This is a genomic window from Streptomyces sp. NPDC058274, from assembly GCF_042881375.1.
In the GTDB taxonomy this organism is placed as follows: Bacteria; Actinomycetota; Actinomycetes; order Streptomycetales; family Streptomycetaceae; genus Streptomyces.
In genome coordinates this window covers 141,752-155,726 of sequence record NZ_JBHVXW010000008.1, presented here as the reverse complement: position 1 = coordinate 155,726, position 13,975 = coordinate 141,752, and the positions used below count along the sequence as shown (strand labels likewise).

The 13,975-nt window shown below is 72.6% G+C and carries 14 protein-coding genes and 1 pseudogene; 7 read left to right on the top strand and 8 right to left on the bottom strand.

The window, feature by feature from the left end; all coding sequences use genetic code 11:
* Positions 1-32 precede the first annotated feature (32 nt).
* The 3 genes and pseudogenes from ACFVYF_RS18375 to ACFVYF_RS18365 all read right to left on the bottom strand — a co-directional run.
* A complete protein-coding gene (locus ACFVYF_RS18375) occupies positions 33-203 on the bottom strand; it encodes a hydrophobic protein (protein ID WP_389456467.1) in 171 nt (56 codons plus the stop codon).
* 41 nt (positions 204-244) lie between these two features.
* Entirely contained in the window at positions 245-1,066 is an 822-nt protein-coding gene (locus ACFVYF_RS18370) for a class I SAM-dependent methyltransferase (protein ID WP_389456466.1), read from the bottom strand.
* A 228-nt stretch (positions 1,067-1,294) separates the two neighbouring features.
* Positions 1,295-1,870 (bottom strand): annotated as a pseudogene (locus ACFVYF_RS18365) (phosphatase PAP2 family protein); the annotation flags it as partial.
* 177 nt (positions 1,871-2,047) lie between these two features.
* Between ACFVYF_RS18365 and ACFVYF_RS18360 the strand changes: the two are divergent.
* Positions 2,048-3,667, top strand: a complete 1,620-nt coding sequence (locus ACFVYF_RS18360; protein ID WP_389456464.1) for an ATP-binding cassette domain-containing protein — start codon at positions 2,048-2,050, stop codon at positions 3,665-3,667.
* A 171-nt stretch (positions 3,668-3,838) separates the two neighbouring features.
* Positions 3,839-4,057, top strand: a complete 219-nt coding sequence (locus ACFVYF_RS18355) for a DUF6158 family protein (RefSeq protein ID WP_389456462.1) — start codon at positions 3,839-3,841, stop codon at positions 4,055-4,057.
* A gap of 60 nt (positions 4,058-4,117) precedes the next feature.
* Here the strand turns inward: ACFVYF_RS18355 and ACFVYF_RS18350 are convergent, their stop codons facing one another.
* The 3 genes from ACFVYF_RS18350 to ACFVYF_RS18340 all read right to left on the bottom strand — a co-directional run bounded on the left by ACFVYF_RS18350 (position 4,118) and on the right by ACFVYF_RS18340 (position 7,194).
* The gene (locus ACFVYF_RS18350; RefSeq protein WP_389456460.1) at positions 4,118-4,669 is read right to left on the bottom strand and encodes a type 1 glutamine amidotransferase domain-containing protein; all 552 of its coding nucleotides are present in this window, start codon (positions 4,667-4,669) and stop codon (positions 4,118-4,120) included.
* Positions 4,670-4,896: 227 nt separating this feature from the next.
* On the bottom strand, positions 4,897-5,310 hold the full coding sequence (locus ACFVYF_RS18345; protein WP_389456458.1) for a DUF2795 domain-containing protein: 414 nt from the start codon (positions 5,308-5,310) through the stop codon (positions 4,897-4,899).
* A gap of 90 nt (positions 5,311-5,400) precedes the next feature.
* Entirely contained in the window at positions 5,401-7,194 is a 1,794-nt protein-coding gene (locus ACFVYF_RS18340; RefSeq protein ID WP_389456456.1) for a thiamine pyrophosphate-requiring protein, read from the bottom strand.
* Between the two features lie 244 nt (positions 7,195-7,438).
* Between ACFVYF_RS18340 and ACFVYF_RS18335 the strand changes: the two genes are divergently transcribed.
* The 4 genes from ACFVYF_RS18335 to ACFVYF_RS18320 all read left to right on the top strand — a co-directional run bounded on the left by ACFVYF_RS18335 (position 7,439) and on the right by ACFVYF_RS18320 (position 11,926).
* Positions 7,439-8,233 carry an RNA polymerase sigma factor SigF gene (locus ACFVYF_RS18335; RefSeq protein WP_389456455.1) on the top strand — a complete coding sequence of 265 codons (795 nt, stop codon included), beginning with the start codon at positions 7,439-7,441 and terminating at the stop codon, positions 8,231-8,233.
* A 229-nt stretch (positions 8,234-8,462) separates the two neighbouring features.
* Positions 8,463-9,335 carry a hypothetical protein gene (locus tag ACFVYF_RS18330; RefSeq protein ID WP_389456453.1) on the top strand — a complete coding sequence of 291 codons (873 nt, stop codon included), beginning with the start codon at positions 8,463-8,465 and terminating at the stop codon, positions 9,333-9,335.
* Between the two features lie 186 nt (positions 9,336-9,521).
* A complete protein-coding gene (locus ACFVYF_RS18325) occupies positions 9,522-10,784 on the top strand; it encodes an aminotransferase class I/II-fold pyridoxal phosphate-dependent enzyme (RefSeq protein ID WP_389456452.1) in 1,263 nt (420 codons plus the stop codon).
* Positions 10,781-11,926, top strand: coding sequence for an MBL fold metallo-hydrolase (locus tag ACFVYF_RS18320; protein WP_389456451.1), 1,146 nt, complete (start codon positions 10,781-10,783; stop codon positions 11,924-11,926). Before ACFVYF_RS18325 ends, ACFVYF_RS18320 begins: the two co-directional genes overlap by 4 nt.
* A 44-nt stretch (positions 11,927-11,970) precedes the next feature.
* On the opposite strand, the gene ACFVYF_RS18315 is transcribed toward ACFVYF_RS18320, so the two are convergent.
* Entirely contained in the window at positions 11,971-12,609 is a 639-nt protein-coding gene (locus ACFVYF_RS18315) for a DedA family protein (RefSeq protein WP_389456449.1), read from the bottom strand.
* Complete coding sequence (locus ACFVYF_RS18310) at positions 12,606-13,379, bottom strand: MBL fold metallo-hydrolase (protein ID WP_389456447.1); 774 nt, start codon at positions 13,377-13,379, stop codon at positions 12,606-12,608. Before ACFVYF_RS18310 ends, ACFVYF_RS18315 begins: the two co-directional genes overlap by 4 nt.
* Before the next feature lie 161 nt (positions 13,380-13,540).
* Between ACFVYF_RS18310 and ACFVYF_RS18305 the strand changes: the two genes are divergently transcribed.
* Positions 13,541-13,936 (top strand): hypothetical protein, encoded by a 396-nt coding sequence (locus ACFVYF_RS18305; RefSeq protein ID WP_389456446.1) that lies wholly within the window; start codon positions 13,541-13,543, stop codon positions 13,934-13,936.
* Positions 13,937-13,975: the final 39 nt, after the last annotated feature.

The following is a 13,975-nucleotide window of genomic DNA, read 5'->3' as shown; positions in this document are numbered from 1 at the left end:
CGCAGCGGTCCGGGACCATCACCGCAACGGGGCTACCAGCGATACCAGCGCCCCCTGCCTCCGCCGGCGTTCGTGCCGCGTACCAGGAATCCCAGTAGCCACAGCACGAGAACGACCAGGGCTATCCACCACAGGATCTTCAGCGCGAATCCGGCACCGAAGAGGATCAGTACCAGAAGCAGTACCAGCAGGATCGGAACCATAGTGAACCTCCTGCTGCGCCGAGTTTCCCGAAATGCGGGAATTAGGCGTTCTTGCGGCAGAGAATTTCTCCGTGCAGAACAGCGAACCAGCCGTCTTCCTGCCGCCCCCACGCGCGCCAGGCGTCGGATACGGCCGCCAGCTGCTCCGTGGTCGCGTGACCACCCTCCGTTGCCCGCTCCGCGTAGGCCGAGGCGAGCGTGCGGTCCGCCCACAGGCCGCTCCACCACTGCCGTTCCTCAGCGGTGGCGAAGGTCCAGGTGCTCGAGGTGGCGGTGATGTCCGTGAGGCCGGCACTGAGGGCCCAGGACTTCAGCCGGCGGCCCGCGTCCGGCTCGCCGCCGTTGGCGCGGGCCACCCGCAGATACAGCTCCTGCCAGTCGTCCATGCCCGCCGAACGCGGATACCAGGTCATCGCCGAGTAGTCCGAGTCCCGGACCGCGATGAACCCACCCGGCCTGGTGACCCGGACCATCTCGCCGAGGGCCCGCACGGGGTCGCCCACGTGCTGGAGCACCTGGTGCGCGTGCACCACGCAGAAGGTGTTGTCCGGGAAGTCCAGCGCGTGGACGTCCGCCACCGCGAAGCCGACGTTCTCCAGGCCCCGGTCGGCGGCGGTGGCGCGGGCCTGATCCAGGATGTCCGGCGCCCGGTCGACGCCGGTGACCTGGCCGTCCGGTACCAGGGCCGCCAGATCCGCGGTGATCGTGCCCGGACCGCAGCCGATGTCCAGGATCTTCATGTGCGGCTTCAGCGAGCCGAGGAGGTAAGCGGCCGAGTTGGCGGCCGTGCGCCAGGTGTGCGAGCGCAGTACGGACTCGTGGTGGCCGTGCGTGTAGACGGCGGTCTCCTGCGGCTTCGGCATGACGCTTTCCCCTTCTCGCGTACGAGGTGACGGCGCACGAGCCCCGCGGAGCCGCTGCTCCGCGGGGCGGTGGCCTCAGGTGCGTCACGGTACGCGCTCATGCCGCATAGTGAGACTAACGTCTCACTATGCGGTCCGGGCGCTGCTCAGTGCGTCCTGCGGGACACCCCGAAGCCCGGCCGGGCGACCGCCGAGCCTCGCCACCTCGGGATCCGCGTCCTCGTGTTCCCGGTCCGGGAACACGGCTTTGACGACGTACGCGGCGCCCACACCCAGGGCCGCGCCCGCGAGGACATCGCTCGGGAAGTGCACACCCGTGTAGACACGGGACAGCGCGACCGCGGCGGCCACCGGCGCCACCGCCGCGCCCCAGCCACGGGACTCCAGTGCCACGCCGGTCGCGAACGCCGCCGCCGACGCCGAGTGGCCCGACGGGAACGACGTGGTGATCGGCTGGCGCTTCAGCTGCCGGATCAGCGGTACGGGGTCCAGGGCCGGACGCGTCCGCCGTACCGACCGTTTGCCGACGGTGTTGATCGTGGCGGACGCCAGGGTGAGCGAGGCGAGGCCGCGGGCGGCTGCTCTGCGGGCCGTGGGGGAACGGGTCGCCGCGAGCGCCGCCGCGGTGGCGAACCACAGCACGCCGTGGTTCGCGCTCCGGGTCAGCCGGGGCAGCAGGCGGTCACCGCCGGGCCAGTGCCGGGCCGCCACCGCCTCGAAGAGTCGGCAGTCCGCGGCCAGGAGCCGGTCTCGCAGGACGTGGGGGCCCGGGGGGCGGACGGTGAGATCGACATCTGGGGTCATGCGGACCGGGTACCCAGGGCGAGGCGATCTTTGCGAGCGAGGGAGCGTTCAGCCCGTCCGGTGCTCGAGGAGGGGTCTGGGGGCGGAGCCCCAGGTACGGGCAGGCTGGGGGCGGCGGAGGCGGCCACCGCTTATGCGTTTGCCCCGCGGCACCGGGTCCCCGGACAATGCCTCCCCATGGGACACCTCGAAGCCGCGCATCTTGAGTACTACCTCCCCGACGGGAGGCCACTGCTCGGCGACGTGTCGTTCCGGGTGGGCGAGGGAGCCGTCGTGGCCCTGGTGGGCCCCAACGGAGCCGGCAAGACCACGCTCCTGCGCATGATCGCGGGAGAGCTCAAGCCGCACGGCGGCACGGTCACCGTGGGCGGCGGCCTCGGCGTGATGCGCCAGTTCGTCGGATCGGTCCGCGACGAGACGACCGTACGAGAGCTGCTCGTGTCCGTCGCCCCACCCCGTATCCGCGAGGCCGCCCGGGCCGTCGACGCGGCCGAGCACGCGATGATGACCGTCGACGACGAGGCCAGCCAGCTCCAGTACGCGCAGGCGCTCTCCGACTGGGCCGAGGTGCACGGCTACGAGTCCGAGACGCTCTGGGACATGTGCACCACGGCCGCACTCGGCGTCCCGTACGAGAAGGCGCAGTGGCGCCAGGTGCGGACCCTGTCCGGCGGTGAACAGAAGCGGCTCGTCCTCGAAGCCCTGCTGCGCGGCACCGACGAGGTGCTGCTCCTCGACGAACCGGACAACTACCTCGACGTCCCGGGCAAGCGCTGGCTGGAGGAGCGGCTCAAGGAGACCCGCAAGACCGTCCTGTTCGTCTCCCACGACCGGGAACTGCTCGCCCGCGCCGCCGAGAAGATCGTGAGCGTCGAGCCCAGCCCCACGGGCGCGGACGCCTGGGTGCACGGGGGCGGCTTCGCGACCTACCACGAGGCACGGCGGGAGCGCTTCGCCCGCTTCGAGGAGCTGCGGCGCCGCTGGGACGAGAAGCACGCCCAGCTGAAGAAGCTCGTGCTGAATCTGCGTCAGGCGGCCTCCATCAGCCATGAGCTGGCGTCCCGCTACCAGGCGGCGCAGACCCGGCTCAGGAAGTTCGAGGAGGCGGGACCGCCGCCGGAGCCGCCGCGCGAGCAGGACATCACGATGCGGCTGCACGGCGGCCGTACCGGCGTCCGGGCCATCACCTGCAAGGGACTTGAGCTCACCGGTCTGATGAAACCCTTCGACCTGGAGGTGTTCTACGGCGAGCGGGTGGCCGTGCTCGGCTCCAACGGCTCGGGCAAGTCGCACTTCCTGCGGCTGCTGGCCGGCGGCGAGGTGGCGCACACGGGGGAGTGGAAGCTCGGCGCCCGCGTCGTGGCCGGACACTTCGCGCAGACGCACGCCCACCCCGAGCTGGAGGGCCGCGCGCTGCTCGACATCCTCTGGAGCGAGCACTCCCAGGACCGTGGCGCCGCCATGTCCCGGCTGCGCCGCTACGAGCTGACGGCCCAGGCCGAGCAGCGCTTCGACCGGCTGTCCGGCGGGCAGCAGGCCCGTTTCCAGATCCTGCTGCTCGAACTGGAGGGGTCGACGGCCCTGCTGCTCGACGAGCCGACCGACAACCTCGACCTGGAGTCGGCGGAGGCTCTCCAGGAGGGGCTGGAGGCGTACGAGGGGACGGTCCTGTCGGTCACCCACGACCGCTGGTTCGCCCGCTCCTTCGACCGCTATCTGGTCTTCGGCTCGGACGGCCGGCTGCGCGAGACCACCGAGCCGGTGTGGGACGAGCGACGGGTGGAGCGCGCCCGGTAGCCCCCGCTCGCCGTTGTCCGGCGTGCGTGGAGGCGCCCGGAGCGCGGGATCTTCGTAGAGTGGAGGGAGAGGCGACATCCTCGGCTTGCTCCCGGAGGCCGCTCGGGGTCAGCGCGTGCCGGGCGGGTGCCCGGTCCGCACGGACGCAGCACCGACGATCGGGGTATCACGATGACCGGAGTCGACCCGGACCGGCTGGACGACCAGCAGCTGATGAAGGAGCTGGAGACGATCCACCGCACCCGCCACGACACGCTTCTGCACGGTTCCAACGACGCCCTGCGGATGCACAACGAACGCATGGCGCAGCTCGAGGGCGAGTTTCTGCGCCGCAACCCGCGCCGCCCGATCGCGGCCGGCCGGACCCGCGAGGGCGCGCGCGAGAGGTGACCTCTCCTCAGGTCCCGAGGGCCCCGGACGGCACGGGTCTCAGGACCTGAGGCGGGACGCTCACGCCGACTTCGGCGCCGCCTTGGCGAACTCGGCCAGCACGGCCTCGTCGAACGCCTTCAGATCGTCCGGCTTGCGACTGGTCACCAGCGTGTTGGGGCCGTTGTCGCAGATCTGCACCTGCTCGTCGACCCAGGTGCCGCCCGCGTTGCGGATGTCCGTGCGCAGACTGGGCCACGAGGTGAGGACCCGGCCCGAGACGACGTCCGCCTCGACGAGCGTCCACGGGGCATGGCAGATCGCGGCCACCGGGCGCCCCGAGTCGAAGAAACCGCGGACGAAGGCCACGGCCTGCTCGTCCGTGCGCAGCATGTCCGGGTTGGCGACACCGCCCGGCAGGATCAGCCCGTCGAACGACTCGGCCCGGACATCACCGACGACCTCGTCCACGGCAAACATGGCCGCCTTGTCCAGGTGGTCGAAGGCCTGGATCCGCCCCGGCTCCGTCGACACGAGCACGGGCTCGTGGCCCGCGTCGGTGACCGCCTGCCAGGGATCGGTGAGTTCGATCTGCTCGACGCCCTCAGGCGCCACGAGGAATGCGATACGCATGCTTGCTCCATCTCTTTTCCCGGCCTGCTCTTGTCCCGGCCTGCCGGCGGCGGCCCTCGTCCGAGGCCCGCCGCCGGCACCGGCCGGCCACCGCCCTAGGCGGCGCGGTGGTTCGCCGGGCGCACCGGACGTACGGGCGTCCAGGTCCCAGCGCCCGCCTCGGAACAGGGACTTGACCTGGTCCTCGGAGCAGGGGCTTGACCTGGCCTGCGTGCGGCCGCAGCCGGCTAGGCGCCGTCCTCGGACGCGTCGGCCGGCGCGGGCGCCGCGGGGTGGACGACCGCTTCGGCCAGCTCTTGCACTGTCGCGTAGCGCGCGGTGCGCGGCAACCGCTCAAGGGGTTCCACGAGGCCGTCCGGCGCGTGCTTCTCGCGCAGCACGCCGATCAGCTCCCGCGGGCCCGCGGGGAACGAGGTCCGGCCCAGGATCCGCGCCAGTTCCAGGCGCACCGCCTCCAGGGAGGCGGACGCGTGACCCGGTGTGACGGGTCCGCCCGCGATCGTCGGGTCGTCGTCGGCGGTCGGCTCCGGGTCGTTCCACTCCTCGGCCCGGGTGGAGTGCCCGGACCTGAGCAGACCCTGCAGTTCGTGCTTCATTTCGTCGTCCCGGTGGACGCTCAGCCGGTCGCTGCCTCGCTGCATTGTGTTCCCTCCAGAGGGTTCGGGAGTGGTCGTCGCGTACCCGAGCACCCGGAGCCAACACGTCGGTCCGCCGGCCGGTGAGAGACCCGGCTACTTCTTGTCGCGTCCCGGCAGGAACTCCTGGACCTTGGCCTTGAGGCCCTGGCGGATCACGGAACCGCGGTCGGCGTCGCCCTTCAGGATCGAGGAGGCGGTGGCCTCCATCTGGTCCCAGGTGGCGTGCGGCGGGATCGGCGGCACGGCCGGGTCGGTGAGGAACTCGATCACCGTCGGACCATCGGCGGCCAGACCCGCGCGCCAGGCCGCCTCGACGTCCTCCGGCTTCTCGACGCGGATGCCGGTCAGCCCGAGGGAGCGGGCGAAGGCGGCGTACTGCACGTCCGGCAGCTCCTGCGAGGGCAGGAACGAGGGGGCGCCGCCCATGGCGCGCAGCTCCCAGGTGACCTGGTTGAGGTCGCGGTTGTTCCACACCCCGACGACCAGTCGCGGGTCCTCCCACTGGTCCCGGTACTTCGCCGCGGTGATCATCTCGGCGAGCCCGTTCATCTGCATCGCACCGTCCCCGACCAGGGCGATCACCGGCCGGTCCGGGTGGGCGAACTTCGCGCCGATCGCGTACGGCACCGCACAGCCCATCGTGGCCAGCGTGCCGGACAGCGACGAGCGCATGCCGGGCCGCATCGTCAGGTGCCGCGCATACCAGTTCGCCGTCGACCCGGAGTCGGACGTGACGATCGCGTTGTCCGGCAGCAGTGGGTCCAGCGCGTGGGCGACGTACTCCGGGTTGATCGGGTCGGCCGACAGCTCCGCCCGCCGTCCCATCACCTCGCGCCAGCGCGTGACGTTCGCGCAGACCGTGTCGTACCACTCGCGCCCGCGGTTCCCGTCGAGCATCGGGATGAGCCGTTCGAGCGTCGCCCGCGCGTCCCCGACCAGATTCACCTCGTACGGATAACGCATCCCGACCATGTGCGGGTCGACGTCGATCTGCACACCCCGGGCCTTGCCGAACTCCGGCAGGAACTGGGCGTACGGGAAGGAGGAGCCGATGGTCAGCAGAGTGTCGCAGTCGCGCATCAGCTCGTACGACGGACGGGTGCCGAGCAGGCCGATCGACCCGGTGACATAGGGCAGCTCGTCGCTCAGCGCGTCCTTGCCGAGCAGCGCCTTGGCGACGCCGGCGCCGAGCAGCTCGGCGATCCGCTCCACCTCGGCCCGCGCCCCGGCCGCCCCCTGGCCGATGAGGATCGCCGTCTTGTCCCCGGAATTGAGGACCTCAGCCGCCCGCTCCAGGGACTCCTGGGAGGGGACCGTGGTCCACGAGCCGCGGTCCAGGCTGGAGGGGACCATCTTGAACTCGTGCGTGGGTGCGGAGTAGTCCAGCTCCTGCACATCGCCCGGGATGATCACGGCGGTGGGGGCGCGGCGGGCGTACGCCGTACGGATCGCCCGGTCCAGCACGTTCGGCAGCTGCTCGGGAACGTTCACCGTCTCCACGAAGTCGGAGGCGACGTCCTTGAAGAGCGAGTGGAGATCGACCTCCTGCTGGTACGAGCCGCCCATCGCGGTGCGGTGCGTCTGGCCGACGATCGCGAGCATCGGGACATGGTCCAGCTTGGCGTCGTACAGGCCGTTGAGGAGATGGATGGCGCCGGGTCCGGACGTGGCCACGCAGACCCCGAGGCGGCCGCTGAACTTGGCGTAGCCGACCGCCTCCAGCGCCGACATCTCCTCGTGCCGGGCCTGGACGAACCTCGGCTGGTTCTCGGCCCGCCCCCACGCGGCCAGCAGCCCGTTGATGCCGTCGCCGGGATAGCCGAAGACCTGCTCCACACCCCACTCGCGCAGGCGCTGCAGGATCTGGTCGGCGACCTTGGTGCTCATAACGGGACCTCCTGAAGGAACGGGCGGCAGGGGGACTGCATCCCCCGAGTGACCCGCGCTCACCTCGGAAAACCTGTGGGTGTTTGGCACAGCGGACTCGGGGCAGGCGCGTGTCAGTGCTTCGGACAGGAGGCACGTCCGTGGGAGCGATGGACCGCGCCCCGGGTGTACCCGTCCGGCGCACGGGTGCGCTCCCACGGTGACTGTCCATTCAAGGCACCCCCCAAGGGAGTTGCGACGCACCATGCGAACCCAAGCGAGCGTGAAGCACCATCCGCACGACGACGCCCCCGACACCGCCGAGTCATTCCGCAAGCTCGCCATGCTCCCCCCGGGTCAGCAGCGTGACGCTCTCCGTGAGGAGATCGTCGAGGCCTGGCTGCCGATGGCCGAACGGCTCGCGGGACGCTTCCGCAGCCGCGGCGAGAGTTTCGAGGACCTGCGCCAGGTCGCGGCCCTCGGGCTGGTCAAGGCCGTCGACCGGTACGACCCCGAGCTCGGGAACGCCTTCGAGAGCTACGCCGTGCCGACCATCACCGGTGAGATCAAGCGTCACTTCCGTGACCACATGTGGACCCTGCACGTGCCCCGCCGGGTCCAGGACCTGCGTAACCGCGTGCGTTTCGCCAGCCAGGACCTGGCTCAGACCATCCCGGGCCGCAGGCCCACCGTCGCCGAGATCGCCGAGCACGCCCGGATGAGCGAGGACGACGTCCGCACCGGCCTGGAGGCACTGGAGAGCTTCACCGCGCTCTCCCTCGACGCCGAGCTGCCGGGCAGCGAGGACGGCTACTCGCTCACTGACGCCCTGGGCTCCGCCGATCCCGCGCTCGACACCGTGATCGACCGGGAGGCCGTGAAACCGCGGCTGCAGGCTCTGCCGGAGCGGGAGCGCGCGATTCTCTACATGCGCTTCTTCGGTGACATGACCCAGAGCAGCATCGCCGATGAGCTCGGCATTTCGCAGATGCATGTGTCCCGGCTGATCAGCCGGTGCTGCGACCGGCTGCGGGACCAGATCATGCGGGACGCCGTGTAGGCGCCCCGCCGGGAGCCGGGCCTCGCCGTTCTGGTTCCGTGCCCGGTCCCGGGTGCGGGAGTTCTCTGGCTGGGCGGGCGGTTCCCCGCGCCCTGGTGGGGCGTTCCTTTGGTGTGCGTGTCACCCGGGCGGCGGTCGGCCGCGGGCGGTGAGGGGCTGGGCGGGCTGTGATGGGGTGGGGGCACGACGGCCGTGCCCCGACGGAGAGCCGGCCGAAGGAGCTCATCCCATGCGCCGTACCGCCCGTGTCCTGTTCGCCACCGCCCTGGCCGGTGCCGTCGTGGGCGGGACCGCCTCGACCGCGTTCGCGGATCCGGCCGCGGAGGTCAGCCCCCGCACCGTCGCCCCGGGCGGCACGGTCACCGTCTCCGTGTCCTGCGACACGGCCGGCGGGACCCCACCCGAGTACATCGACGCCACGTCCCAGGGTTTCGAGGACGGCAAGGTCCGGCTGCACCGGGTCGCCGGCACCGACGACAGTGCGGCCGGCGCCGCCTACAGCGGGACGGCCCGTATCCCGGCCGCCGGCAGCGCCGACCGGTCCGACGGAGCGGGCAACGACAGCAATGACGGCAGGAGTACGGCGGAGACGGGCGCCGGTGACACCGGCGCGAGCGGGGACGGTGCGGCGGTCCCGGGCGCCGTGGAGCCCTCGGACGCCGGCGGTGCCGATTCCGTAGGGCCCGATTCCGTCGGTCCGGATTCCGTAGGGCCCGATTCCGTGGAGACGGACGCGGCCGTCCCGGATTCCCTGGGGGCCGACGGCGGGGGACACGGCGATGTGGGTCCCGACGCGGTAGGAGCCGACGGCGAGTGGGATGTGGACGGGGCCTGCCCCGGCGGGGCGGGGGGCAAGGAGAAGCAGTGGAGCGCGTCGTACTCCGTGTCGCGTGACGGCACCGGATCCCACGAGACGGCGAACCCGGGGCACGACACGGGCGAGCACCCCGTCGTCGGCGCCCAGCGCGGCGTGCACGCGGGAGAGGGCGGCACCTTCACCGACTCCCTCCCCGCCCTGATCACCGGCAGCGTCCTGATCGCGGGTGCGGTCGGCGCCGCCGTCTACCGGCTGCGTCACCGCCGCTCCTCCGTCGACGGCTGACGCTGTGACGGGCGCAACCCAGCGGCCACCCATGGCCCGGCCGGTCCCGGGGTACTGAGAGCTTGGGACACCTCCCTCCCCGCCGGCCACACGGATCACAGACCAAGGACATGCAGGCCATGGACGGGGAGTCGGGGCACGGCACGGGAACAGCACACGGCACCACGGACTGCGCGGAGGTCACGTATGCGGCGGACGCATCCGGAGGGGCACGGTCCCGTTCGCTACGGCCCACCCCTTCCCGACCAGGGACTGCCCGTGCTGCCCGCGCTCTCCGCCGTGCTCGCCGCGTCGGCCGGCCCCGCCGGCGCCGGACTCCCGGCGGCCCAGCCCGCCGGCGGCGGCCCCGCTCTGCTCGACGCCGCCTGCGGCTACTGGGGCCGCCGTGGCCTGGCCGCCACCCCCGACCGGGTGGCCGCCGCGCCCGGCGCCTCCGCGCTGCTCCTCGCGCTGACCGCCGCGCTCGGCGGTGACGTCCTGCTCCCGCGGCCCTGCGCCGCCTGGTGGGCACCGCAGGCCCGGCTGCTGGGCAGATCCGTCTTCCATGTGCCGACGCCCCCCGAATGCGGCGGTGTTCCCGATCCGTACGCCCTCCTGGAGACCGTCCGCAGAGTCCGGGCCGAGGGCGGTGATCCCCGGCTGCTCGTGCTCTCCGTCGCCGACGACCCCACCGCCACCGTCGCGCCGCCCGAACTCGTCCACGAGACGGTCGAGGCCGCCGCCGGCGAGGGCCTGCACCTGGTCAGCGACGAGACCTGGCGCGACACCCTGCACCACCCGCTCGACACCGTGCTCCTCAGCCCCGCCGAGATGCTCCCCGGCCAGGTCACGGTCCTCACGGATCTCTCCGGCCCGTTCCTGCCGCTCGGCTGGCCCGCCGCCGTCGCCCGCTTCCCCGACAACCCGGCGGGCTCCGGGCTGCGCGCCCGCGTCCTCGACGTACTGACCGCGCTCGGTGCCCGGCTCGCCGATCCGGTCGCCGCGGCCGCCGCGTACGCGCTCGAAGAGCCCGACGAGATCACCGAGCGGCTCGTCGCCGCCGCGCGTCTGCACGCGCGCGTGGCCGCCGCCGTGCACGGCGCGGTGGTCGGCGCGGGCGCGCACGCGCTGCCACCGCAGGCCGGCCGGCACCTCTACGTGGACCTCGGCCCCCTGCACACCGGACTGGCCGCGCACGGCGTCGGCGACGCCCAGGAGCTGGAGGACTTCCTCACCGCCCGGCTCGGCAGGCCCACACCGGGCGGCCACCGCTTCGGTGACGACCTCGGCCGGCTGAGGGTGCGCCTGTCCACCGGCCCGCTGCTCGGTACGACGGCCGAGGAGCGGGCGGAATGCCTCGTGTCCCCCTCGCCGTTGGAACTGCCACACGTGCAACGCGCGTTGACCCATTTGGGATCGGCCTTCGACGATCTCCGCGACGACGCTCAGCGATGGGAGTCACCTCGATGACGCAGCAGTCCGAGTCGACCACGACGACTCAGGAGGACATCGCCGCACCGGTGTCCTCGCCGGGTGCCGTGAGCGCCCGCCCTTCTCCGCCCGCCTCTGCCGAATCCCTGGTCGCACCCCCCGAGTCGCCCACGCAGCCTCCGGACGCCGCCGGTCCCCTCGCGCCCCCCGCTCCGCTCGCCCCGCCCCGGCCGCTCGGTGAACGGCGGCTGTGGCCGCGGTCGTTCGTGAACCGGCTGACCGCGCCGCTGCCCGGCCTGCGGTCCTTCGCGCGGTTCGCCCGTGAGGGTGCGGTGCGGCCCGGGCCCGAGGGGCTCGCAGACATCCCGCGGCTGCCGTTCGCGCCGGGTCCGCTGCCGCGGGTCGACGCCCACACGGTCGCCGTCTCCTGGGCGGGACACGCGAGTTGGGTGGTCCGCATCGGCGGGCTCACCGTGCTCACCGACCCGGTCTGGTCCCGCCGGATCATCGGGACGCCGGCCCGGATCACACCCGTGGGAGTGGCCTGGAGCGCGCTGCCGAGGGTGGACGCGGTCGTCATCAGCCACAACCACTACGACCACCTGGACGCCCCGACCCTGCGCCGGCTCCCGCGCGACACACCGGTGTTCGTGCCCGCGGGGCTCGCCCGCTGGTTCCGGCGCCGCCGGTTCACCCGGGTCACCGAGCTCGACTGGTGGGAGGCGGCCGAACTGGACGGCGTCCGCTTCGACTTCGTCCCCGCCCACCACTGGTCCAAGCGCAGCCTCGTCGACACCTGTCGCACGCTGTGGGGCGGCTGGGTCCTGACGGCGCCCGACGGACAGCGCGTGTACTTCGCGGGCGACACGGGATACGGCCACTGGTTCTCCCGTATCGGCGCCCGCCACCCCGGGATCGACCTCGCCCTGCTCCCCATCGGCGCGTACGACCCCCGCTGGTGGCTCAGCGACGTGCACTGCGATCCCGAGGAGGCGGTGCAGGCCGCGGTCGATCTGGGCGCCCGCCGGATGGCCCCCATGCACTGGGGCACGTTCGTCCTCTCGGCCGAACCGGTGCTGGAACCTCTGACGCGGGTGCGGGCGGCCTGGGAGAAGGCGGGCCTGGACCGCGACGACCTGTGGGACCTGCCGGTGGGCGGCTCACGGGTGCTGGCCGTCTGAGGCGACGGAGTCCGGTGCGGGTGACCCGGCCCCGAGCGGTGGCGTTACGCGACCGCCCTGCGGACCCGGCGCCACAGCCCCGGTGCCACGCTGATCAGCAGGGTCAGGGCGACGGCCGCGAGCACGCCCTCCCACGGTTCCCGGAAGAGGGAGCCGCCGAGGATGCCGATGACCTGATAGGTGACGGCCCAGGCGAGACAGGCGGGGATGTCGCCGCGGGCGAAGGTGCGCAGCGGCATCTTCGCCATCAGACAGGCGAGCATCACCGGGATCCGGCCGGCCGGGATCAGCCGGGACAGGACCAGTACGGCGACCCCGTGGTCCTCGAGCTTCTCCTGGGCCTGGGCGAGACGGTCCTCGGGGGCCCGGTCGCGGATCGCGGCCAGCCAGCGCGAGCCGTTCTTGGAGCCCATGCCCCGCTTGCCGAGCCAGTACAGGGCGACATCACCGAGGAACGCGGCGAGCGAGGCCACCGCGAAGAGCAGCGCCAGCGAGAGGGGCGACTCCTGGTGAAAGGCCACCACCGCCGCCGAACTGACCAGCGCACCCGTCGGCACCACCGGCACCAGCGCCCCGATCAGCACCAGCAGGAAGAGTGACGGATAGCCGAACGCCTGCTGCGTGGACGCGGGGGTGACGGCGATGCCCCCGAGGGACAGGACGACGGCGGACCGGGATATCACCGGGCGACCTCCGGCCGTACGCTCTCGCCGTGTCCGAGCCGGTGCACCGCGACCTCGGGCGCGCACTCCGCGGCACGGCGCACGAACTCCTCACCCGGCGTGTGGAATTCATGGGGGCGCACGTGGTCCATTCCGATCGGCCAGTACGTGCCGTAGTGCACCGGGACGGCGCTGCGCGGCGCCAGCCGGGCCAGCGCCTGCGCGGCCCGCCCCGCGTCCAGATGCCCCTCGCCGAGATACGGTCCCCAGCCGCCGACCGGCAGCAGGGCCACGTCGACCGCGCCGACCTCCTCCGCCATCGAGTCGAACAGTCCGGTGTCCCCGGCGAAATACGTCCGCGCCTCACCCTCGATCACGAAGCCGAGCGCGGGGGAGCGGTGCGGTCCCAGGGGCAGCCGCCGACCGTCGTGCGCCGCGCGCACCACCCGGATCCGCAGGTCGCCGACCGGCACCGTCATTCCCGGCTCGACCTCCGTCAGCCGGAGATGACCGAGCCTGCGCAGCCCCGGCACGGCCCGTCGCGCGCCCCGCGGCACCAGCAGCCGGGTGCCCGGTCCGAGGCGGGCCAGCGAGGGAACGTGCAGGTGGTCGGCGTGCAGATGGGAGACGAGCGCGACATCCGCCACAGCCGCCGCGGGCGGGGGCGGCGCACCACGGCGGCGCCGCAGATGCGCGAGCCGCCGCGCGAAGAGCGGGTCCGTGAGCACGCGCGTTCCCGAGTCCTCCACCGTGCAGGTGGCGTGACCCCACCAGGTGATCTCCACCGGCACTCCCTTTGCCTCCTTCGCGCGACTCCCCCCGAGCCTACGGGCAGGAGTAGGGTCGGCGGCGAAACCCGGAGGTGAGGGGGGACACCATGGAAGATCCGCGCAGTAGCCCGGGCCTGTCTCACCCCCGTCTCACGGCTTCGCTCGACCACGGGGGGCCCTCGGTGCGTGTCACGGCGATCGCCAGTCTGATTCCCCTGGAGGAGCTGGACGCCGATCCCTTCCTCGTCGACTCCCGCAGCCAGCACGCGATGTGCGCCCGCTGGGCCGCCGAGCGCGGCTATGTCGTCACCCGCGAACTCCTCGTCGGCGGTCTGCGCTCCGACCACTGCGCGCTGTGGGAGGACGTCGAGGCGGGCCTCGTCGACCTGTTCGTCGCGCCCAGCCGCCGCGTACTGGAGCGCGCCCTCGCCTCCGTCGACGAGTTCACCGCCGAATGCGCCCGGCGCGGGGTGCGCGTCGAGACGGTCGGCCGCGCCGAGCCCTCGTACGACGCCCAGATGAAGGCCCAGGTCCACCGCCGGCTGTCGATGCCGACAGCGGGGTACGACGGCCGCTGACCGGGGACACCGGGAGGGGTCCGCCCGTTGTGACAGGGT